The organism is Aristophania sp. ESL1100 (genome assembly GCF_058511235.1).
Window position 1 is genome coordinate 57,101 of sequence record NZ_CP196394.1, and the last position, 20,859, is coordinate 77,959.

Below are 20,859 nucleotides of genomic sequence, written 5' to 3' on the forward strand. Positions count from 1 at the left end.
TTTCCGGCAATGTTTCCCGTCCCTTCGCCGGTATGGGCCGGATCAGGTTCAAAGGGTCCGGCCGTGCCATCTCAGCCTCTTTATGATCAAGAGACACCCCTCGGAACATGTCTGCCTTATAATGAAACCATAATTCAGAGTCCATGAAGGCTTTTATCTTGTAAACTGTTATGAAGTTACAATAGGATGAAAGGACCCTCGTCACCTTGTAATGCAGAAAAAGGCCGGGTTCGCATGCCGATTATTGCCCCTAGTTTGTTATCAGCGGATTTTTCCAATTTGCGTCATGAGCTTGAAGATGTTGCAAGCGCTCCGTGGCTGCATCTTGACGTGATGGATGGGCATTTCGTCCCCAATATTTCATTTGGAATGCCTGTGATCAAGGCATTGCGTCCTTTCAGTAAGGCAAAATTTGACGCCCATCTGATGATCACGCCTGCTGATCCTTACCTTGAGGAAGTGGCAAAAGCCGGGGCAGATCATATTACGGTGCATTGCGAAGGAAATCCGCATCTTTACAGGACGTTACAGACAATTCGTGCCCTTGGATGCAAGGCAGGCGTTGCGATCTGTCCTGCCACGCCGCCTGAAGCGCTTTCGCAGGTAATGGATATTGTGGATATTATCCTTGTCATGAGCGTCAATCCGGGGTTTGGGGGGCAGAGTTTTCTGGAAGGGCAGCTTCCCAAAATCCGCACTTTGGCAGAGATGATCAGGCAAAGTGGCCGTTCCATTGTACTGGGGGTCGATGGGGGTATTGATGAGGAGACGGCTCCTCGCGTCGTGGAAGCCGGAGCGACATTACTTGTGGCAGGGTCATCTATTTTTGGGAAGACGGACCGTAAAGCGGCTATTGAACGTCTGGTAAATCTATCCCGTCACTCATAGAAGCTAATGAATAATCACACCTTCTGGCGCCGACTGAAACTCGCTTTTGCTTCTTTGCCGATTCACCATAAAGCATCCTCAAGCCCGACCTTTCTCTTCAGGGATATCAGAAATGGTGACGAAGAGCAGGGTGTGTGCCTTGTGGGAGGGCGCGTTTCTTTCGATCAGAAAAGTTATGAGTTTTCTTCGCATAAAGGATGGCAGAATGTCTGGCCGGTAGCGCTCAGGAGATGGCTTTACAGCTTTGGCTGGTTGCGTGATCTTCGCGCTCTGGGCACGAATGAGGCGCGGTTATGTGGCCGGAATTTTATTCAGGCCTGGTGTGAGCGTCCTCCAGAAGATGCATTGGCTCAGGACGGCTATATCATGGGGCAGCGCCTGGCAAACTGGCTGGGACATTATGAGTTCTGTCTTGAAACGGCCACGCAGGCCACGCAGAAACTCGTTCTTGATGTTATGCTCAGGGAAGGGCGTATTCTCGCAGCCCTTCTCCCCCTTCCTCCTCATGGATGGGAGGGATTGGCCGCTTTGCGGGGGCTTCTGGCGGCTTTTATGGTTCTGCCGGAGCAGCATGGTTTTCTACTGAGGTTCCAGCGTTATCTCAAACCTGAGCTGGAACGCCTGATTCTGGCAGATGGAACCGTGGCTGAACGCAGCCCGGAGGCACAGCTGCAAACTGTGGAAGAGCTCCAGAATTTTGCAGAAATGTATAATGCCATGACTGTTTCTGTCCCATTCCTGATTTCACAGGCGCTGGAAAAAACAGGCCCGGTTCTTGAGTTTTTCCGCCATGGGGATGGCCGGTTGGCCTTGTTTAACGGGACGCTTGAACACCCCCGTGATGAGATTCAGTCCCTTTTTGAAAATATGGGGCGGCATCGGGCTCTTCCCTCTATTCTGCCGCAAGGCGGGTTTGCAAGGATTGCGCTGGGGCGGTCTCTTTTATTGATTGATGCCGCCAAACCACCGGGTTTGGGGTTTGATGGCCGGACACATGCAGGCACCTTATCCTTTGAGTTCTCTTACGGGTCCCAGCGGCTTTTTGTAAATTGTGGCGCTGCAAGGGGAGGGAACTGGAAAGAGGCCTTGAGAGTGAGCGCTGCTCATAACGCTCTGACCGCGGAGGATGAATCCTGCATTGAGTTCGGAGATGACGGTCATATTACCCGTCATCCTTCCCATGTCAGCCATAATCTTAAAAGCACGCCAGAGGAACATTGGATCGACCTTTCGCACGATGGCTATCATGCGCCCCTTGGGGCCATGTGGTCACGGAGTCTTTATCTTGGCAATGAGGGAGAAGATCTGCGAGGTCAGGAAACGATTGAAGGGGAACGTGACCTTTCCTGCACCCTGCGTTTTCATGTCCACCCTACGGTCCGTGTCGAGCAGGAAGATGACGAGATCATTCTTCATACAGAAGGCGCACTCTGGCGTTTCCGTCAGTCTGGTGGCAGCCTCAGAGTTGAGGATGATCTTTATCTGGGGCGGGGAAAATCAGAAAAAACCAGGCAGATCGTCCTGACAACGCAGCCGGGAGACACTGTTAAAAACGAAGAGGGTAAAACCCGGAATCGGCAGAAAATCATCTGGGTTCTGGAACGGGTGCCGGATTGAAAAACAGGGCCGTTACACAGCCCTGCCTTTTAATTTTATTATTTTCAGCAAAGACCTAAATCAGGCGGACAAGAATATGTTTCTTTTTTCCGAGAGACAGTTTCAGCCCGTTATCGAGAAAATCAGTTTCAGTAATGAGCTGGTTTTCATCAGTAATAACCTGATCATTCAGCCTTGCGCCGCCACCGCGGATAAGGCGTCTGGCTTCACCACCACTGGCTGTCAGGCCTGTTTCTGTCAGAAGGCGGAAAGCAGGAAGCCCTTCCTCAAGCAAAGTGCTTGAAAGTTCCTTTTCAGGGAGGGAAACCCGGTTTGAGCCCTGTTCAAAAACTGTTTGTGCCGTGGCTGCCGCTTCTTCGGCTGCTTTGCGACCATGGCAGATAGAAGTCGCTTCAGTGGCCAGAATCTTCTTGGCCTCGTTGATTTCAGCACCTTCAAGGCGGCCCAATCGTTCACATTCTTCAATAGGAAGATCCGTAAACATTTTGAGGAAACGCTCAACATCGGCATCTTCCGTATTGCGCCAGAACTGCCAGTAATCAAAGACCGGCAGTTTTTCTGAACGAACCCAGAGAGCCCCTTTGGCGGATTTCCCCATTTTGGCACCGGAAGATGTGGTGACAAGAGGTGTTGTCAGGCCATAAAGACGCACATTGTCCGTGCGACGGGCCAAATCAATCCCGGAGACGATATTGCCCCACTGGTCCGATCCCCCCATCTGGAGAATCGCGCCATGTTTGCGGTAGAGTTCGCGGAAGTCATAGGCCTGGAGAATTGAGTAGTTAAACTCAAGGAAGGTCAGACCCTGTTCGCGGTCCAGACGTTGCTTCACACTCTCAAAAGAAAGCATGCGGCTGACAGAGAATTGCACCCCGACATCCTGCAGGAGGTCAAGATAGGAGAGGCGCTCCAGCCAGTCTGCGTTATTGGCAAGAATGGTTTTATTCTGGTCGTCAAAATTCAGGAATTGACGCAATGAGCATTCAATCCCGGCCAGATTATGGGCAATTGTTTCGGCTGTGATCAGTGAACGTGCTTCATCGCGGAAAGACGGGTCACCAATTCTGGCCGTTCCGCCCCCCATCAGGGCGATTGGACGGTGCCCGTGTTTCTGGAGCAGCCGCAGCATCATGATAGACAGGGCATTGCCGATATGAAGGGAGTCAGCGGTTGGGTCAAACCCGATATAAGCAGTGATGGGACCTGCTGACAGGGCCTCATCAAGGCCCTGACTGTCCGTGCATTGAAAAATCATTCCCCGGGCTTGTGCTTCCTGAAGGAAGGCACTGCGGGGGGAGAAATTTGACGTCATGCGGGATTTTTCCTGATGATTATTTTTTAAAGATTAACCCGCTGCCTGCTGGGCAATGCGAAATTCAGCCTGGCGATTTGTTACATGATCTTCCAGCGCATCGGCGACCCTGTCGGCATATTGGGCAAAGATGTGGTCAGCCTGCTCAAAAATGCGATAATCGACGACGACATTTTTCTGCGTGTTCAGCTTTTCGACAACTTTGCGGATGCTGCTTTCAGGCGCCATGGAGTCCTTGCCGCCGGCAATCATCAGACCACTGCATGGGCAGGGAGCCAGGAAGCCGAAATCATAGTCGCTTGCCGGAGGTGCAATGCTGATCCAACCACTGATTTCAGGGCGTCTCATCAGGAGCTGCATGCCGACAAAGGCACCAAAGGAATAGCCACCGATCCATAATTCACTGGAATTCGGATTTACCATCTGCATCCAGTCCAAAGCGGCAGCGGCGTCAGAGATTTCACCAATACCGCCATCGTAACGACCCTGTGACCGACCGACCCCGCGTGAGTTGAATCGCATGACAGAAAAACCCATTTCCTGAAAGCGGCGGTACATCGTGTAGGTGATGCGGTTATTCATCGTTCCCCCATGCAGAGGGTGCGGGTGAAGAACCAGTGCCAATGGTGCATTGGGATTGTCAGAATGGTGATAACACCCTTCGAGCCGCCCTTCTGGGCCGGCGAACATCACTTCAGGCATTCGTCTCTCAATTTTGTGACCCATTCATAACCCGGGTGTCTTGTAAGACCAGGTTAGAGGAAGCGGTCGGAAGAAATTTAAGTCAGACAGGTCGTAAAACCTGATCATAGCAGAGGCAGAAACTCTTTACTTTGCTGCAAGACAGTAGCTTATATATCTGCTTTGGGAGTGTAATTTCCAGAAAAATCGTCATTGCCACACAATGGTCATGATCTGTTTTTGTAACGAAATCGTAACCACGTGAAATGAACCCGGAACGTAATATAGAAAAAGAAGATTTGTTGATGATTTTTTATGGTAACTTCGTAGTAAATAATGAAAATGATCGTGGTTATTAACAATGGGTAGACGAATTTCTTAAGGGAATGTTAGCGGTTTTTTATAGAAATACATTATATTAAAAACATGAAATATCTATTAGTGCCTTTTGGTGTAATATATTAGCTTCGTTTTTCCATTACAGATATTTGTAATTTTATTTATCCTGATGGTTCAGCCCGGAATCATTTCAGGAAGTGCGGTTTCAGTAGGCGTAAAATAGTGACTTACCTTTCTCACGGATATCCTCGTGTTTCTCAGCCCGTTTATCTGGATGCCAACGCGACAGAACTTTTGCGACCTGAAGCGAAAGAGGCTGTGATCAGGGGGCTCGAATTTTCGGGAAATCCATCTTCGGTTCATTTCTATGGACGTCGGGTCCGCCAGGCGCTGGAAGATTCACGCAAGGCAATTGCCTCGTTTTTTTCAAGAGAGGCGGGATGTTGCGTTTTTACCTCCGGGGCAACTGAGGCCGATACACTGGCCCTTCATGCTTTTGGTTTTTCAGAGAACAGGCGGATTCTTGTTGGAGCGACGGAGCATGCCGCCATTCTACAAGGTGCTCCTGATGCGGTTCGTCTGCCCGTCGATAAAAAAGGACTTCTTGATCTTGAGGCGTTGAAGACGCATCTCAGTGACGGTGTGCCCAGTCTGGTCTGTGTCATGGCTGCCAATAATGAGACAGGTATTCTCTCACCTCTCAGAGAGGTGGCCGCTTTATGCAGGGAGTATAATGCCTTTCTGCATATTGATGCTGTGCAGAGTGTAGGGCGCGTGACTTTGGACCCGGAAGTGACGAGAGATGCAACGATTGCTCTTTCAGGTCACAAATTCGGGGGACTGAAAGGGGTCGGTGCCCTTGTTCTGCCGGAAGACCGTCCTCTTTCTCCATTACTTCCCGGAGGGGGACAGGAACGAGGAAGGCGAGGGGGAACGCCGGCTTTTGCGGCAATTATGGGAATGAGCGCCGCCCTGACCGCAGCCTCGCAGCAGGAATGGAGCCCGATCAGGGAAATGACTGACAGGCTGGAAACCCTTATTCAGCAGGCGGGGGGAATCAGCATTGGTGCAGGGCTTGAGCGTCTGCCACAGACACTTTCTGTTATTCTGCCAGGTGTGTCTGCCCAGACGCAGCTGATGATGCTGGATCTGGCAGGGTTCTGTGTCTCAGCCGGGTCAGCCTGTTCATCGGGGAAAGTCTCTCCTTCGCACGTATTGCAGGCCATGGGGTTCGGCGTGGCGTCAGGTCAGGCGATCAGAATTTCGCTGCCCTGGAATGCGGAAGCTGAATCGGTGGAGCTTTTTGGAAAAGCCTATCAGGAGATGGCAAAACGCCTTTTAAAAAGATAGAATGAGCCACATTAAATAAGGGCTCTTGCTTCACGAAGACCTTGCACCTTGTTGCGGGACGTTTTACCTCGTGGGATGAAATCTTATTTTGAGGAAATTTTAAGGGGATATAAATGCCGCATATTGTTTTTGTCGAGCAGGATGGCACACGTCATGAAGTAGATGCCAAGGTTGGCCTGTCTATTCTGGAAATCGCTCATGAACATGATATCGACCTTGAAGGTGCCTGTGAGGGGTCTCTGGCCTGTGCGACATGCCACGTTGTTGTTGATCCGGCATGGGCTGACAAGCTGACCCCGCCGACAGATGACGAGGAAGATATGCTCGATCTGGCTTTCGGCCTTGAAAAAACCTCCCGTCTGGGCTGTCAGATTGTCATGACCGAGGCTCTAGATGGTCTGGTCGTCCGTCTGCCGAAAACCAATTGATCTGAGCGGAAGTTAGTAAGAGGCGATTTGCAGACTATGCGTATTCTTGTGGCCATGTCTGGGGGAGTGGATAGCTCAGTCGTGGCAGCTCTTCTGAAAAAACAGGGCCATGAGGTTATCGGGGCGACTTTGCAGCTTTATGATGACCGTGGCCCGGCCAGGGTGGGCGCCTGTTGCGCCGGACGTGACATCATGGATGCACGGGCCGTTGCCGACCGGATGGGTTTTCCTCATTATGTGATTGATGCGGAAAGCCGTTTTCGTGACAGTGTGATCGAAAATTTTGCGGATGCCTATGCGCGGGGAGAGACGCCTGTCCCCTGTGTTGCGTGTAATCAGGGGGTCAAATTTACAGATCTTCTGAATATGGCACGCGACCTTGGTTGCGAGGCTATGGCGACCGGCCATTATGTCAGGCGGATAGAAGGGCCAGAGCGCGTTGAGCTGCATCGTCCTGTGGACAGTTCCAGAGACCAGTCATGGTTTTTATTTGCCACGACTCAGGAGCAGCTTGATTTTCTGCGTTTCCCATTAGGAGAGATGCCCGATAAGGATGCCGTCAGAGCGCTCGCGGCTGAATTGGGGCTGGATGTTGCTGATAAGCCCGATAGTCAGGATATCTGTTTTGTCACAAAAGGGTCTTATGTGGACCTCGTTGAGACGATGCGCCCCGAGATCAAGGGGGCAGGCGATATTGTTGACGAAGAAGGACGCAAGCTCGGCCAGCATGAAGGCATCGCCCGCTATACTGTCGGCCAGAGCAAAAGGCTTGGCGATATCCACACAAGTACAGGCGAACGGCAGGTAGTCACGCGAATCGACGTGCCAACGCGGCGTATTATCGTTGGGCCCCGCGCCAGTCTGGACGACAAGGACGGTCATACGCATATTATCCTGCGGAATATGAACTGGCTGACGGATGTCGGGCCTGAAGGGGTGCGCTGTGGCGTGCAGCTGCGGGCTCGTGAAGGGTTGAGACAGGCAACAGTGAGACCTATGGCTGAGAACAAGGCGGAAGTTGTGCTCGATGACCCCGCTCTTCCTGCTCCGGGGCAGGCGTGTGTTCTTTATGACGGAACACGCGTCCTCGGAGGTGGATTTATCACTTCTGAAAAGAAAAAGGACTGACAGACATGGCTGGCACACTTCTTCTGGGAACATTTCGTTATTCTTCATGGTCTCTGAGGGGGTGGCTGGCGGTCCGTCTTGCCGGGCTTGATGTCACAGAAGAAATCATTCCCTTGAAAGGCGGAGGGAAGACCGAGGAAATTCATAAACGCTCTCCCAACCGTCTGGTCCCTTATCTTGAACATGACGGGGCCAAAATCTGGGAAAGTCTGGCAATCTGTCTTTATTGTGCCGAACTTGAACCAGCTCTTCTGCCAACAGAACGGGCAGCCCGGGCGCATGCTTATAGCGTCAGCGCCCAGATGCATGCAGGATTTCGTAATTTGCGGCAGATCTGTCCGATGGATATTGGCCGTGAGCCTGCCCGCCCACAAGGCCTGTCTGACGAACAGCAGGCCGGGCTGAAGGCAGATCTGGCATTACTTGGCAAAACGCTTTTGCAGGCTCTGACGCGGACAGGGGACGTAACACCCTATCTGTTTGGGTCAGAGTTCGGGGTTGCTGACTGCATGTATGCGCCGGTCATGCTGCGTATCAAACAATATGCTCTGGAGGCGTTCCTCCCCCCGGAAGTTGTGTCATGGTGTGAGAGAGGTCTCTCTCATGAGCTGATGCTGGAATGGATTGAAAGAGCCCTGGCAGAACCGGAAGAATGGCATTTAATCTATTCCTGATTTCCTGGTAAACTGAGCTGAATCAGAGAGATTATTTCAGGTAAAAAATTTCTATAGCCTATAGTGCTATATAGACATGACTTGCCACTTATGGTGTCATCGACTTGTAACTCCGGTTTTTCACTATTCTTTGCGGGGTCGTAAAGATAGCGTAACATTGCAGGATAAGGTTTATGGCATATCTCGTGGATCTTTTTGAAACTGTTCCAGAGCGCTCAGATTTGCGGCGCCGCATTACAGAACAGACACGTAAATCTGAAGAGGAATGTGTCAAAGGGTTTCTGGCACATGCGGCCCTGTCTCCGGAGCAGAATCAGCGTGCTGCCACAATCGCCATGAAACTGGCCCGCTCTTTGCGCGGGCGGAAACATCCTGGAATTGTTGAACAGCTGGTTCAGGAATTCAGCCTTGCTTCTGAAGAGGGTGTTGCCCTTATGAGCCTGGCAGAGGCTCTGTTAAGGACACCTGACGAAGCGACGAGAGATGACCTGATTCGTGATCAGGTCAGTCTGGGGAACTGGCTTTCCCATATGGGGCCCGGTAAATCGCTGATTGTGAATGCGGCTTCATGGGGGCTTTCGTTAACAAAGAAGATTGTTGCGCCAGAGGACCGTTCTGGCCTTGTTATGAAAATCGTCAGGCGACGTGGCATGCCCTTTATCCGGATGGCAATGCGCTTTGCCATGCAGATGATGGGGCAACAATTCGTCATGGGCGAGACGATTGAACAGGCGCTTCAGGTTGCCCGCAAGCATGAAGATGAAGGTTTTGCCTATTCCTATGACATGCTGGGTGAAGCAGCGCTCGACCAGGCCGATGCAGACCGCTACCGGGCAGATTATCACGCAGCCCTTGAGGCGATCGGCCGAAATGCACGTGGGAATAATGTGTATGAAAGAGCGGGTCTTTCCATAAAATTATCCGCTCTGCACCCGCGTTACAGCCGTTTGCAGCGTGAGCGGGTCATGAGCGAGCTCCTGCCAATCGTGAAGGGTCTGGCTCTTCGTGCCCGTCACCACGATATTGGCCTTAATATTGACGCTGAAGAGAGCGAACGCCTGGAGCTGTCTCTCGATCTTCTTGAAGCTCTGTGCCAGGACCCGGAGCTGGCTGGCTGGAACGGGATCGGGTTCGTGGTGCAGGCTTATGGCCGCCGTGCGCCTGCCGTGCTGGACTTCATTATTGATCTGGGGAAAAGGACCAATCATCGCATTATGGTCCGTCTGGTGAAGGGAGCCTATTGGGATAGTGAGGTCAAAAAAGCCCAGATTGATGGGGCTTCCGATTTTCCGGTTTATACGCGTAAATGCCATACAGATGTGGCTTATCTGTCCTGTGCGGCCAAATTACTGGCAGCGCCCAAGGAAATTTTCCCTCAATTTGCGACGCATAATGCACGCACTCTGGCCTCTATTTATGCGATGGCGGGAGATGATTTCTCCATCGGGCGTTATGAGTTCCAGTGCCTGCATGGAATGGGTGAAAATTTATATAGCGAAGTTGTAGGACCGACAAAGCTCAATCGCCCCTGCCGTATTTATGCGCCCGTAGGGACTTATGAAACGCTTCTGGCCTATCTTGTCCGTCGTCTGCTGGAAAATGGGGCCAATTCGTCATTTGTCAATCTTGTGGGTGATCGCTCTGTCTCATTGGAAAAGCTGGTTGAAGACCCTGTTGAGCAGGTGCGTAACAGCCCGCCTATAGGGCATCAGCATCCTCTGATTAAATCTCCATCAGAGCTTTACGGGAAAAATCGCAAAAATTCCTCTACGATTGATCTCTATGACGAAGATACCTTGCGTGAGCTCAGGGAATTTTTAGGCCAATGCCCTGATCGTCTTGATGGAGAACCATTGATTGTCGGTGTTGTTTCTTCGACGCAGAAAGAGGAAGTCCTGAATCCGGCGGATCAAAGAGATATTGTGGGCACTATTAGCTACAGTACTCCCGATGATGTCACAAAAGCCGTGGAGGTGGCTGAAAATTCGTCAGTCTGGAGTTCCAAAGCACCCGCTGAACGGGCCTATGTTTTGGAGCGGGCGGCGAATCTGCTTGAAGAAAACTGCGTCTTATTTATGGCTCTTGCCGTCAGGGAAGCCGGGAAATCCTACCCCAATGCCATTGCAGAAGTGCGTGAAGCCGTTGATTTCCTCCGTTATTATGCCAGTCTGATCTGGGCAGATTTCAATAATGAGACCCACCGTCCCCTGGGCACGGTTGTGTGTATCAGTCCATGGAACTTCCCATTGGCGATTTTCCTCGGTCAGATTACAGCGGCTCTCGCAGCGGGCAATAATGTGGTGGCCAAACCGGCTGAATCAACGTCATTAATTGCTGTGGAAGCCGTAAAACTGATGCATCAGGCAGGGGTCCCCGCTGAGGCCCTTCAGCTCGTTATTGGCCGTGGCAGTGATATTGGAACGGCCCTTGTTTCAGATAAGCGTATCGCTGGTGTGATGTTTACGGGCTCGACAAAAGTGGCCCAGTCTATTTCAGGGCATCTGGTCGGCAGGTTGGGGCGTAATGGGCAGCCCATACCTTTTGTGGCTGAGACAGGTGGTTTGAATGCCATGATTGTTGATGCCACCGCTCTGCCGGAACAGGCGATTATTGATATCGTCAATTCAGCCTTTGATAGTGCGGGTCAGCGTTGTTCCGCTCTCAGGCTCCTCTGCGTGCAGGATGAAGCCATGCCGCGTATTTTGTCGCTTTTGAAAGGCACAATGGCGGAATTACGCGTGGGGGCTCCCGGTCGTTTAAAAACAGATGTCGGGCCAGTGATTAATCAGCGTGCCCGTGACGGGATCATGGAGCATATCATCCGGTTCAAAGATAAAAAGCACAAGGTTTTCTCCACCCCATTGGTTGAAGAGGAAACCGATCACGGGTTTTTTGTCCCGCCCACATTGATTGAAGTTCATTCAGTCGAAGAAATCGGGGGGGAAGTTTTCGGCCCTGTGCTGCATATCATGCCTTATCACCGGCGGGGGCTTGAGACGCTCGTCAAGGATATCAATGCCACTGGTTACGGGCTGACATTTGGCGTGCATAGTCGTCTGCCTTCGACGATCAATCGGCTGGTTGAAAAGATTGACGCGGGTAATATCTACGTAAACCGCAATATGGTTGGCGCGGTTGTGGGCGTGCAGCCGTTTGGTGGACGCGGTCTTTCAGGAACAGGACCAAAAGCGGGTGGGCCTCTGGCCGTTCGGCGTCAATTGGCTGTTGCTCCGGCCTGTTCTCTGAGTTCCAATAATGCTCTGTCTCCCATGGCACGGTCATGGCTCCTCTGGCTGAGAGCGAGCGATCCTGATCTTGCACAGGAAGTCCTGCCCTGGATGAGCCATGGGTTGCTGGGATTAACGCTTGAAATGCCGTCTCCGGTAGGGGAGACCAACCTTTATTCCCTGACAGCCCGAGGGCAGGCGCTTATTCTGGCAGAAACTGAAACAGGTCTGAAACGCCTGATCAGCTACGTTATAAGCTGTGGCAATTCAGCAGCGGTCATGGCCTCTCCTGAAATGGAACTTTGCCTGAAAACACTGCCGGAAGTGCTTTCCAGAGAGATTACCATTGTGAAAAATAAAGGGGACCTGGCTGATTGCGCCTTTATCCTGTCTGAGACTGAAAATGAGACGTTGTGGCAGATTGTGCGTGACCATCTCAAAGATGAGAAACAGGCCGTCCCTCTGGTTTATATCGGCAATCCGGAAACTCTGCGCCCGGAATGGCTTCTTGAAGAAAAGCATGTCAGCAATAATGTCGCTGCTGCGGGAGGGAATGCCCGCTTGATGGCTCAGGTCTGATTTTTACAGATCCGGAATAAAAACGGCCCTCTTTCGGTAAGAAAAAGGGCCGTTTTTTATGGGATTTACTAAAGTAATATCAAGATGGCTTACGTCGAAGGGCTTTAATGAAGAGGCTTCTTGCACCCTTCAGGAATGTGTGAACTGAGAAATGCTGCGAGTTCCCTGAAGGAATCAGCCCGGGGGTCTGATGGACGCCACATGAGACTGATCGCGCGTTTGGCTTCCGTGCTCTGGATCGGGCGAACAGCCACTAATGTTTCCAGTTCAGCGCGGTTTTCAAGAGCGAGGCGGGGAATGAGAGAGAAACCTTCTCCCGCAGCGATCATATGCCAGAGCATTTCCAGACTTGTTGCCAGGCGCTGGTCCTGGGGGCGGAAATTTGCCGGGCAGATAGAAAGAGCCTGTTCACGAAGGCAATGGCCATCTTCAAGGAGGAGAAGATCAGGGCGAGCGAGGTCCTTGAAGGTAATGACGTCTTTTTTGGCAAGCTCATGATCGCGTGGAAACACGGCCAGAAAAGGTTCTTCAAACAAGGGGATTTGTTCGAAATTTGAGGTCATGGACGTTGGAGACATAATCGCAAGATCAAGTTCACCCTGCCTGAGTGTACTGACAAGGTTTTCTGTCGTCATTTCACTCAGGCGCAGGCTGAGCTGGTCATAGGCCTCACGTAATCTGGGAAGAAGGGCAGGAATATAATAAGGGCCAAGCGTCGGAATCAGACCGATATGAAGCAGACCATTTAGCGGGCCTGTATAAGCACGGGCAACTTCCAGGAGCCTGCGGGCAGAGGTCAGCACCTCCCGTGCCATTCCGATTAAGCGTACACCATCAGGTGTGGGCGCGACATGACGGCGCGTCCGTTCAAATAAAGTGACATTCAAAAGTTGCTCAAGTTTACGAACCTGCTCAGAGAGGCCCGCCTGGCTGACGCCACAACGCTCTGCTGCGCGGGAAAAGTTGCGCAAATCATCAACAGCAACCACATATTCAATATCCCGGAGGGATAAGCCGGATAAAGGGACATAGGACATACCCTTTAAATAGGATTTTATCTTACAGTGTGAAAGGGTAAAAACATCAGTAAAGAGCGATAAACTCTATCTGTGATGTGAGAGAGCATCACCCCTGAAAACTCTTGACAGCCGCGGCTTCCTGCTGCTTCCATTAGAGGACTGCTCGCTGTGTCGCGACATAATTTTTAATGCTGTTATTAATAGGAGATTTTTGATGCCAGCTATTGGTTCACAGGTAATACCTTTTACCGCAGAAGCGTTTCATAACGGAAAATTCATCACCGTCACGGATGCCGACCTTCGTGGCAAATGGTCCGTTGTGTTCTTTTACCCAGCTGATTTCACCTTTGTCTGCCCCACAGAGCTGGAAGATCTGGCAGAGAATTACGAAGCTTTCAAAAAACTGGGTGTAGAAATCTATTCTGTCTCAACAGACAAGCATTTCACACATAAAGCCTGGCACGATACGTCACCAGCAATCGGCAAGGTTCAGTACGTTATGGTTGGTGACCCAGCCGGCACAATTGCCAGGAACTTCGACGTCCTGATCAATGACGGCAGCCACTTGGCCGAACGCGCAACCTTCCTGATCGATCCGGAAGGTCGCATCCAGTATATTGAAACGACTTCCGGTGGCGTTGGTCGCAGCGCAACAGAGCTTCTCGATAAAATCCGTGCCGCTCAATATGTTGCGTCTCACCCTGGTGAAGTCTGCCCGGCAAAATGGAAAGAGGGCGAAACGACCCTGACACCATCTCTGGATCTCGTTGGCAAGATCTAAGAATTTGATGTCACAAATTTTGCAGGTGGTTTGAACCACCTGCGAAAAGGGCGTGCCGCTGGGGAGATGGCACGCCCTTTTTTCGCTGTGTCTAATGCAAGGGTCCGATAACCCTTACTTTTTACGAGGTAAAAATGCTGACTGATGAGCTGAAAGCGCAATTGCGCAGTTATCTTCAACACGTCAAACAGGACATTTCACTCGAGTCGTCACTGGGGACTGACGAAAAATCGACTGAGATGCGTAATTTTCTTATAGAAATTTCCGACCTCTCTGACAAGATTGTCTTTAATGAGAACGGGCAGAATGAACGTCGCCCCTCATTTGATATCAAACGGACAGGGACCGATATTTCCGTCACATTTGCAGGAATCCCACTCGGGCATGAATTCTCATCTCTGGTGCTGGCTCTCCTCCAGGTAGGCGGCCATCCTCCCAAAATTGAGGAATCCCAGAAAGAACGAATCCTCTCTTTAACGGGGTCTTATCATTTTGAGACCTATTTTTCGCTTTCCTGCCATAACTGCCCGGATGTCGTGCAGGCTCTCAACACAATGAGTGTGTTGAACCCACGGATTCGCCATACCGCGATAGAGGGAAGTCTGTTCCCTGAAGAAATTGCTGAGAGAGATATCCGCTCTGTCCCTCAGATCTTCCTGAACGGGGCTCCTTTTGCCAGTGGCCGGATGGGGCTTGAGCAAATCCTGGCCAAAATTGACAAAGGCAGTGAGGCACTGGCAGTCAAAAGCCTGAATAACGAGGCTCCTTTTGATGCGCTGGTGATTGGTGCGGGGCCAGCGGGCGCGGCCTCTGCCATCTATCTGGCCCGCAAAGGGTTGAGAACCGGTATCGTTGCCGAGCGCTTTGGCGGACAGGTGATGGACACAGCCGGGATTGAGAATTTTATCTCCGTTCCTGAAATTGAAGGCCTGCTCCTCTCACAGAATCTCGATGCCCATGTCAGGCGTTACGACATTCGTATCATGGCTTCGCAGCAGGCAGCAGCCTTAGTGCCGGCCGGGGAGCCGGGCGGGCTGCATGAGATTATTCTCGAAAATGGTGCCAGATTGAAAGCCCGCACCATTATTATCGCCACCGGGGCCAGAGTGCGTTCTCTGGGAATTGAGGGGGAGGCAACATACCGCACGCGTGGTGTGACTTATTGCCCTCACTGTGATGGGCCTTTCTATAAAGGGCGCCCTGTCGCTGTTGCCGGAGGGGGGAATAGTGGTGTTGAAGCCGCTATTGATCTGGCAGGGATCGTCTCTCACGTGACCCTTCTGCAGCGTAATTCAATCCTGAAAGCTGATCAGGTTCTACAGAACAAGCTTCAGACGCTTCCTAACGTGACGGTCATCAAAAATGCCGTTCCAGAGATCATCACGGGTGACGGGAAAGATATGACAGGGCTGATCTGGAAAGACCGGGAAACAGGAGAGCAGCATCAGCTTGATGTGGACGGGATTTTCATCCAGATCGGGCTTGATCCGAATTCCGCATGGCTCAAAGGCGTCGTAACGCTCAATGATCGTGGTGAGATTGTTATTGATGAGAAATGCCATACATCTGTGCCCGGGGTCTTTGCTGCAGGTGACGTGACGACTGTCCCCTATAAACAGATTGTTATTGCCATGGGTGAAGGAGCCAAAGCGGCTTTAAGCGCCTTTGACTATATGATTCGCGTTCCCGTTAAAGAATAGCGAAATAAAAGGGGGCGTTCTTCGCTCCCTTAATTCCACAAAATCAGATCAGTCTTTTAGACTTATGAAATATCACAGTGGGGAAATGGTGCCGACACTCGGATTTGAACCGAGGACCTACTGATTACGAATCAGTTGCTCTACCCCTGAGCTATGTCGGCCTCTTTGGGGGAGGATATATAGGAGAGAGCCTCGTCCTGCAACGGCAGATGTAAAATTTTTACATATAATATAGAAGAAAAGCTTGCAGCATCCTCCCCTCTGGCGCAAGAGAAAGATATGTTTAGGAAGAACCGCTTCTATGAAGGTCTCTGGTCTCGCTGGGAAGCTCTGCGTTTTGGCAGTGTTGATTATGATTCCAGAACAGAAACCAGAACTGTTCTTAAATCCGAGCTTATACTCGTCCAGGGGCTGAGGGAATGTCCTTCCTGTGGGTTGTTTCAGGCAATGCCAGCCTTGCAGCCCGGGCAGGTTGCAGAATGCACTCGTTGTGGAACCTCGCTTGAGCGTGTTCGCCGGACCTCTCCGGTAACGGCCCCATTAGCTTTCTGCCTGGCATCTGTAGCGCTCTATCTGGCGTTACTGGTCTGCCCTCTCATGACGATTGACGTCTATGGCCGCGATAATATGGTCACGATCCGAAGTGGCCCTCACGCCCTGGTTGAGCAGGGTTTCAGCCTGATTGCCATTTTGATCAGTATTGCAACGATTCTGATGCCGCCTCTTGTGCTCGGCTTTATGCTTTTTATTATTTACGGGGCATCAGCAAAGAAAATTCCTCCCGTCAGCAGGGAAATCCTCGCCTGGTACGAAAGACTTCGTCCCTGGTCGATGATTGAGGTTTATGTCATCGGATTGATTGTTGCCTATTCAAAGCTGGTTGACCTTGCTACGGTGAAATTACTTCCAGGGTCGTTTGTATTATTTGCCCTCATGTTAACTATGTCCGCAATGGATTCGACATTTAATTCAGAATATTTCTGGCATAAATTGGCGCCTCCTCGTGAGGAACCTGTGCAGTTATATGAAAAAGATTTCCGGGAAGAACCTTATATAGTTTCAGAACTTCCCCGGAACAGGCTTTTATCCTGTGCCTATTGCAACAGTGTTTATCTGGCAGATCATCCTGTCCCCAATAGTGCGGATATGGGGAATTGCCCCGTCTGTGATCAGACATTGAGGCGCCGTAAACAGAGAAGTGTAATGGCTTCAGCCAGTTTTCTGGTGGCGGCGGCCATTTTCTATATTCCTGCCAACCTGCTGCCAATCATGACGTACGTTAAAATGGGCAAAGGCGATCCCAGCACAATTCTGAGTGGCGTGCACCAGCTTTGGAAGGCAGATCTTTATATTCTGGCCCTGATTGTTCTGCTGGCCAGTATTATCATCCCGGTTTTGAAAATCATCGCCTTGTCCACCATGCTTTGTTGCGAGGTTCTGCGCAAAGACTGGAATCTGAGGTTTCTGTCCGGTCTTTACGGATTTGTCTGTTTTATCGGACGATGGTCGATGATTGACGTTTTTATGATTTCAATTCTGGCTGCTATCGTAAAATTTTCCTTTTTTGCCCATGTCGCAGCTGATTCCGGGGTTGTGTTTTTTGCCAGTGTCGTTGTGTTGACAATCTTTGCAGCAGATGTGTTTGATCCACGGGGAATGTGGGATGCCGCAGGATATAATCACACGCTGCCTCATGGCAGAAAAGAATCATTTGATGAAGTCCTTGTTACAGGGGACAAACAGGTGGAGTCCGAACGCACGTGAGTGACACTCAGCAAGAAAATCAAAAAAGAGCGCCAACGTCTCATAAGGCCAAAATCAGGCCGACGCGTTTTTCGGTTCTCTGGATTATCCCGATCGTGGCCATCATTGTGTCTGTTGCGCTGGCCTGGCGGCATTTTGCCGATCAGGGCCCGACCATTGTGATTTCATTTGATACGGCTGATGGGATTGTCCCCGGACAGACAGAGGTTAAAAACAAGGCTGTTAATCTCGGTGTTGTCCAGAGTGTCAGCCTCAGTCCGGATATGAGCCATGCGGATGTTACGGTCCAGATGAAGGCGGAAAGTGCCCGTTATCTGACGACTCATTCACGTTTCTGGGTTGTGCGTCCACGGATTAATGGTGCGAGCATTACCGGGTTGGATACGTTCCTTTCAGGAGCCTATATCGCGCTTGATCCAGGGCCTATCAGCGATCAGTTCCGGGACCATTTCAAAGGGCTGGAAAATCCGCCAGGTGTGCGTTCAGACCAGCCGGGCTCGACCTTCTGGCTTGTGGCACCAACGCTCGAATCCCTTGGTTCCGGCTCAGGCGTGTTCTTTCGTGATCTTCCTGTGGGTGAGGTCCTTGGCTATACAATGCCACCGGGGGGAGAAGGGCCGATCCTGTTACAGGTTTTCGTGAAAAAACCCTATGACCGGTATCTGAAAAGTGACAGCCGCTTCTGGAATGTCTCGGGCATTCAGATGGGTTTTGGCCCTGGTGGGTTGAAAGTCCATTTACAGTCACTTCAGGCGCTTTTATCGGGTGGCGTGGCTTTCGGGCGCCCACAGGATATGAGGGGCAGCAAGGCAACAGATGCCGTTCCCAATTCTGTTTTCCGTCTATATAGCAGTCAGGAAGATGCCGATAACACTCATTACCGTCAGAAACTCCGGGTTGCCATTTATGCGGACAGTTCCGTTGGTAACCTGACCGAAGGCAGCAAGGTCACGATGTTCGGGCTCCAGGTCGGTGTTGTGACAGGCGTTCATTTACAGCTTGAGGATAGAAAGCACGCTCCCCGTGTCCGGGTGGATATGGAGCTTGAACCCGGGCGCGTTTCTCCCGAAAGAGGAAATCAGCGAAGAGATACAGACACAATTCTGCGCGATTTTGTAGCCAATGGGATGAAGGCCTCTGTCCAGAATGTCAGTTTCCTGACGGGAGAGGCCATGGTTGTGCTGAGTTTCTCTCATAACTCCAAACCGGGTCAGCTGGTTGAGGAAAATGGTGTCGTAATTCTGCCAAGCGAGCCAGGCGGTATGGATGGCATCCTGCAGTCAGTCTCCTCGATTGCCGATAAGATTTCCAATATGCCTCTCACCGAGATGGGAGAAAATATTAACAATCTGATGGCCCATACAGATGAGCGTGTGCGGAGCCCGGAAATTACTCGCTCCCTGACAGCATTGCGGGGTTCGTTGCAGGCTCTCAACAACCTGCTGGATCATGCGGATGATGATCTCCCATTATTGGTGCACCAGGTTCAGAAAACATTGGAACAGGCACAGAGTCTGCTTAAAACCTACGGAGGGGATGAAGATTTCAGCCGTAATCTGAAGGCGCTGATCGTTCGTCTATCAACGATGTCACGTTCTTTACGCCAGACGCTGGATTATCTCGATCATCATCCTTCTTCTATTATTGTGGGGCGTAAGAAATAATGAAATTTTCGGTGTTATTGAGACGTACTATGGTTCTGGGAACGGCCTTGGGTGTTCTGAGTGCCTGTTCCAGCGTGGAAACGCGTTATTACAGTCTTGCGCCATTACCGGGGCCGGCTCTGACCCAGTCTCTGGGGGGAGCTGTTGGTGGGGGCGTTGAGGTCTATACAGCCTCTATCCCTTCAAGGCTGGACCGGGATACGATTGTACAAGGCGTCCGGAATTATCGTCTGCAGACGATCGGTGCCTCCAGCTGGAGTGAACCTCTGGGGGAAATGATCAGTCAGACCGTTGCGTCTGATCTTGCCCAGAGGCTGCCTGGGCGCGTGGTTGTTGCGCAGAATCAACCTGTCGCCCTGGAGCCATCTGCTTTTATTGACCTTGCCATCCAGAATTTTGAACGTGATGCCACTGACCATGTTGTCGTTCGAGGCGTGATTTCAGTCAGAAAAAAAGGTCCGGCACAAGAGAAGGAAATGAAGACTTCCGAACCATTTGAATGGGTTTCACCACAAGCTGTTCCCGCTGATACAGACTCTTTCGTAGCGTCATTAAGTCAGGGGCTTGCGGCCATCGCAGACAAGCTGGCAGCCTCTGTGCATTAAGTTGCTCAGATTATAAAAGACAAAGAAAAACCCGCATTCTTTTTACGGAGAGAATGCGGGTTTTTGTTTATTCAGTTCAGCAGCGTAAAAGGATTAGAGTTTTTCGACCTGATTATAATCCAGTTCAACAGGGGTTGAACGACCAAAGATTGAAACGCTGACTTTCAGGCGCTGATGTTCCACGTCCACTTCTTCAATGCTGCCATTAAAGGATGTGAAAGGTCCGTCAGAGACGCGAATCTGCTCACCGATTTCGAAGGTGAGATTCGAGCGTGGGCTTTCAATGCCTTCCTGAGCCTGCTGGAGAATGCGCTTGGCTTCAGCAGCGGTGATGGGGGTTGGTTTGTTCCGGGTGCCCAGAAATCCGGTTACTTTGGGTGTGTCTTTTACCAGATGCCAGGCCTGATCGGTCAATTCCATTTTGATCAGGACATAACCTGGGAAGAATTTGCGTTCAGCATTGACCTTCCGGCCACGTCTGACCTCTGTCACCTCTTCTGAGGGGACGAGAATCTCTTCAAAGTGGTCTTCCAGGCCCTTTTTGGCAGCCTGTTCGCGAATATGTTCAGCGATCTTCTTCTCGAATCCAGAATAGACATGCACAACGTACCAACGTTTAGCCATGAGATGTTCTTAGCCTCCGACACCAAAAAGACCGCGGATACCAAGGCCAATCACCTGGTCCACAATAAAAAAGAAAACACATGTGATGGCGACCATGACAAGCACAGCGCCTGTAGTGACGATCGTCGTGCGACGCGAGGGCCAGGTAACGCGACGCGCTTCTGCCCGCACATCCGCAAAATATCTAAACAGATTTAGTCCTGAATTTTTGGGAGCCGGAGGGACATTCCGGGAATTTCCTTTCGGGTTGCTCGCCGACACCATTCATCCTCGAATTCTAAATTAACTCTCGTTCTAATAGGGAAAATATACCCGATAGACCGGGAGTAAAGTGGCAGGGGTGGAGGGTCTCGAACCCGCAACCTCCGGTTTTGGAGACCGGCACTCTAGCCAATTGAGCTACACCCCTTTTATCGAATCGTAACGATAAGACCTCAGTGAGGTCAACCCAAAACGTCGATTGGCGGAAAAGAGAATAA

17 protein-coding genes, 2 tRNA genes and 1 riboswitch are annotated in these 20,859 nt (G+C 51.0%); of the genes, 12 read left to right on the top strand and 7 right to left on the bottom strand.

The features are described 5' to 3' along the window. Window positions 1–2: 2 nt before the first annotated feature. Window positions 3–111: riboswitch (TPP riboswitch) on the bottom strand. Between the two features lie 75 nt (window positions 112–186). Both rpe and ACSYSY_RS00235 read left to right on the top strand, forming a co-directional pair. Continuing rightward, window positions 187–888 (top strand): ribulose-phosphate 3-epimerase, encoded by a 702-nt coding sequence (gene rpe / locus ACSYSY_RS00230; protein ID WP_491707343.1) that lies wholly within the window; start codon window positions 187–189, stop codon window positions 886–888. Window positions 889–894: 6 nt separating this feature from the next. After that, window positions 895–2,505 carry a heparinase II/III family protein gene (locus ACSYSY_RS00235; RefSeq protein ID WP_491707344.1) on the top strand — a complete coding sequence of 537 codons (1,611 nt, stop codon included), beginning with the start codon at window positions 895–897 and terminating at the stop codon, window positions 2,503–2,505. A gap of 55 nt (window positions 2,506–2,560) precedes the next feature. Here the strand turns inward: ACSYSY_RS00235 and tyrS are convergent, their stop codons facing one another. Continuing rightward, a complete protein-coding gene (gene tyrS / locus ACSYSY_RS00240; protein ID WP_491707345.1) occupies window positions 2,561–3,817 on the bottom strand; it encodes a tyrosine--tRNA ligase in 1,257 nt (418 codons plus the stop codon). A 33-nt stretch (window positions 3,818–3,850) separates the two neighbouring features. Beyond that, complete coding sequence (locus tag ACSYSY_RS00245; protein ID WP_491707346.1) at window positions 3,851–4,519, bottom strand: alpha/beta hydrolase; 669 nt, start codon at window positions 4,517–4,519, stop codon at window positions 3,851–3,853. Window positions 4,520–5,059: 540 nt separating this feature from the next. On the opposite strand from ACSYSY_RS00245, the gene ACSYSY_RS00250 reads away from it, so the two are divergent. The 5 genes from ACSYSY_RS00250 (at window position 5,060) to putA (ending at window position 12,223) form a co-directional block, all read left to right on the top strand. Further along, entirely contained in the window at window positions 5,060–6,187 is a 1,128-nt protein-coding gene (locus ACSYSY_RS00250) for a cysteine desulfurase family protein (protein WP_491707347.1), read from the top strand. Window positions 6,188–6,300: 113 nt separating this feature from the next. Beyond that, the gene (locus tag ACSYSY_RS00255) at window positions 6,301–6,615 is read left to right on the top strand and encodes a ferredoxin family 2Fe-2S iron-sulfur cluster binding protein (protein WP_491707348.1); all 315 of its coding nucleotides are present in this window, start codon (window positions 6,301–6,303) and stop codon (window positions 6,613–6,615) included. Window positions 6,616–6,651: 36 nt separating this feature from the next. After that, the gene (gene mnmA, locus ACSYSY_RS00260) at window positions 6,652–7,743 is read left to right on the top strand and encodes a tRNA 2-thiouridine(34) synthase MnmA (protein ID WP_491707349.1); all 1,092 of its coding nucleotides are present in this window, start codon (window positions 6,652–6,654) and stop codon (window positions 7,741–7,743) included. A 5-nt stretch (window positions 7,744–7,748) separates the two neighbouring features. Next, window positions 7,749–8,417, top strand: coding sequence for a glutathione S-transferase (locus tag ACSYSY_RS00265; protein ID WP_491707350.1), 669 nt, complete (start codon window positions 7,749–7,751; stop codon window positions 8,415–8,417). Between the two features lie 173 nt (window positions 8,418–8,590). After that, window positions 8,591–12,223 (top strand): bifunctional proline dehydrogenase/L-glutamate gamma-semialdehyde dehydrogenase PutA, encoded by a 3,633-nt coding sequence (gene putA, locus ACSYSY_RS00270; protein WP_491707351.1) that lies wholly within the window; start codon window positions 8,591–8,593, stop codon window positions 12,221–12,223. Window positions 12,224–12,327: 104 nt separating this feature from the next. Here the strand turns inward: putA and ACSYSY_RS00275 are convergent, their stop codons facing one another. Beyond that, on the bottom strand, window positions 12,328–13,260 hold the full coding sequence (locus ACSYSY_RS00275) for a LysR substrate-binding domain-containing protein (RefSeq protein ID WP_491707352.1): 933 nt from the start codon (window positions 13,258–13,260) through the stop codon (window positions 12,328–12,330). A gap of 196 nt (window positions 13,261–13,456) precedes the next feature. Between ACSYSY_RS00275 and ahpC the strand changes: the two genes are divergently transcribed. Together ahpC and ahpF are read left to right on the top strand one after the other, a co-directional pair. After that, a complete protein-coding gene (gene ahpC / locus ACSYSY_RS00280; RefSeq protein ID WP_491707353.1) occupies window positions 13,457–14,023 on the top strand; it encodes an alkyl hydroperoxide reductase subunit C in 567 nt (188 codons plus the stop codon). A gap of 134 nt (window positions 14,024–14,157) precedes the next feature. Beyond that, window positions 14,158–15,723, top strand: a complete 1,566-nt coding sequence (gene ahpF, locus ACSYSY_RS00285) for an alkyl hydroperoxide reductase subunit F (protein WP_491707354.1) — start codon at window positions 14,158–14,160, stop codon at window positions 15,721–15,723. Window positions 15,724–15,809: 86 nt separating this feature from the next. Here ahpF and ACSYSY_RS00290 read toward each other — a convergent pair. Continuing rightward, window positions 15,810–15,884 (bottom strand) — tRNA-Thr (locus ACSYSY_RS00290). Window positions 15,885–16,002: 118 nt separating this feature from the next. Here ACSYSY_RS00290 and ACSYSY_RS00295 point away from each other — a divergent pair. From ACSYSY_RS00295 to ACSYSY_RS00305, 3 genes are read left to right on the top strand one after another with little or no spacing between them, the layout of a single operon-like run. Continuing rightward, window positions 16,003–17,487 (top strand): paraquat-inducible protein A, encoded by a 1,485-nt coding sequence (locus ACSYSY_RS00295; RefSeq protein WP_491707355.1) that lies wholly within the window; start codon window positions 16,003–16,005, stop codon window positions 17,485–17,487. Further along, entirely contained in the window at window positions 17,484–19,151 is a 1,668-nt protein-coding gene (locus ACSYSY_RS00300; protein ID WP_491707356.1) for a PqiB family protein, read from the top strand. Before ACSYSY_RS00295 ends, ACSYSY_RS00300 begins: the two co-directional genes overlap by 4 nt. Next, window positions 19,151–19,756 (top strand): PqiC family protein, encoded by a 606-nt coding sequence (locus ACSYSY_RS00305; RefSeq protein WP_491707357.1) that lies wholly within the window; start codon window positions 19,151–19,153, stop codon window positions 19,754–19,756. Before ACSYSY_RS00300 ends, ACSYSY_RS00305 begins: the two co-directional genes overlap by 1 nt. A 93-nt stretch (window positions 19,757–19,849) precedes the next feature. Here ACSYSY_RS00305 and nusG read toward each other — a convergent pair whose 3' ends face one another. The 3 genes from nusG to ACSYSY_RS00320 form a co-directional block, all read right to left on the bottom strand. Next, complete coding sequence (nusG, locus tag ACSYSY_RS00310) at window positions 19,850–20,380, bottom strand: transcription termination/antitermination protein NusG (RefSeq protein WP_491707358.1); 531 nt, start codon at window positions 20,378–20,380, stop codon at window positions 19,850–19,852. A gap of 9 nt (window positions 20,381–20,389) precedes the next feature. Then, window positions 20,390–20,644: a preprotein translocase subunit SecE gene (secE, locus tag ACSYSY_RS00315; RefSeq protein WP_491707359.1), complete on the bottom strand. Its 255-nt coding sequence runs from the start codon at window positions 20,642–20,644 to the stop codon at window positions 20,390–20,392. Window positions 20,645–20,712: 68 nt separating this feature from the next. Beyond that, a tRNA-Trp gene (locus ACSYSY_RS00320) sits at window positions 20,713–20,789 on the bottom strand. Window positions 20,790–20,859 lie beyond the last annotated feature (70 nt).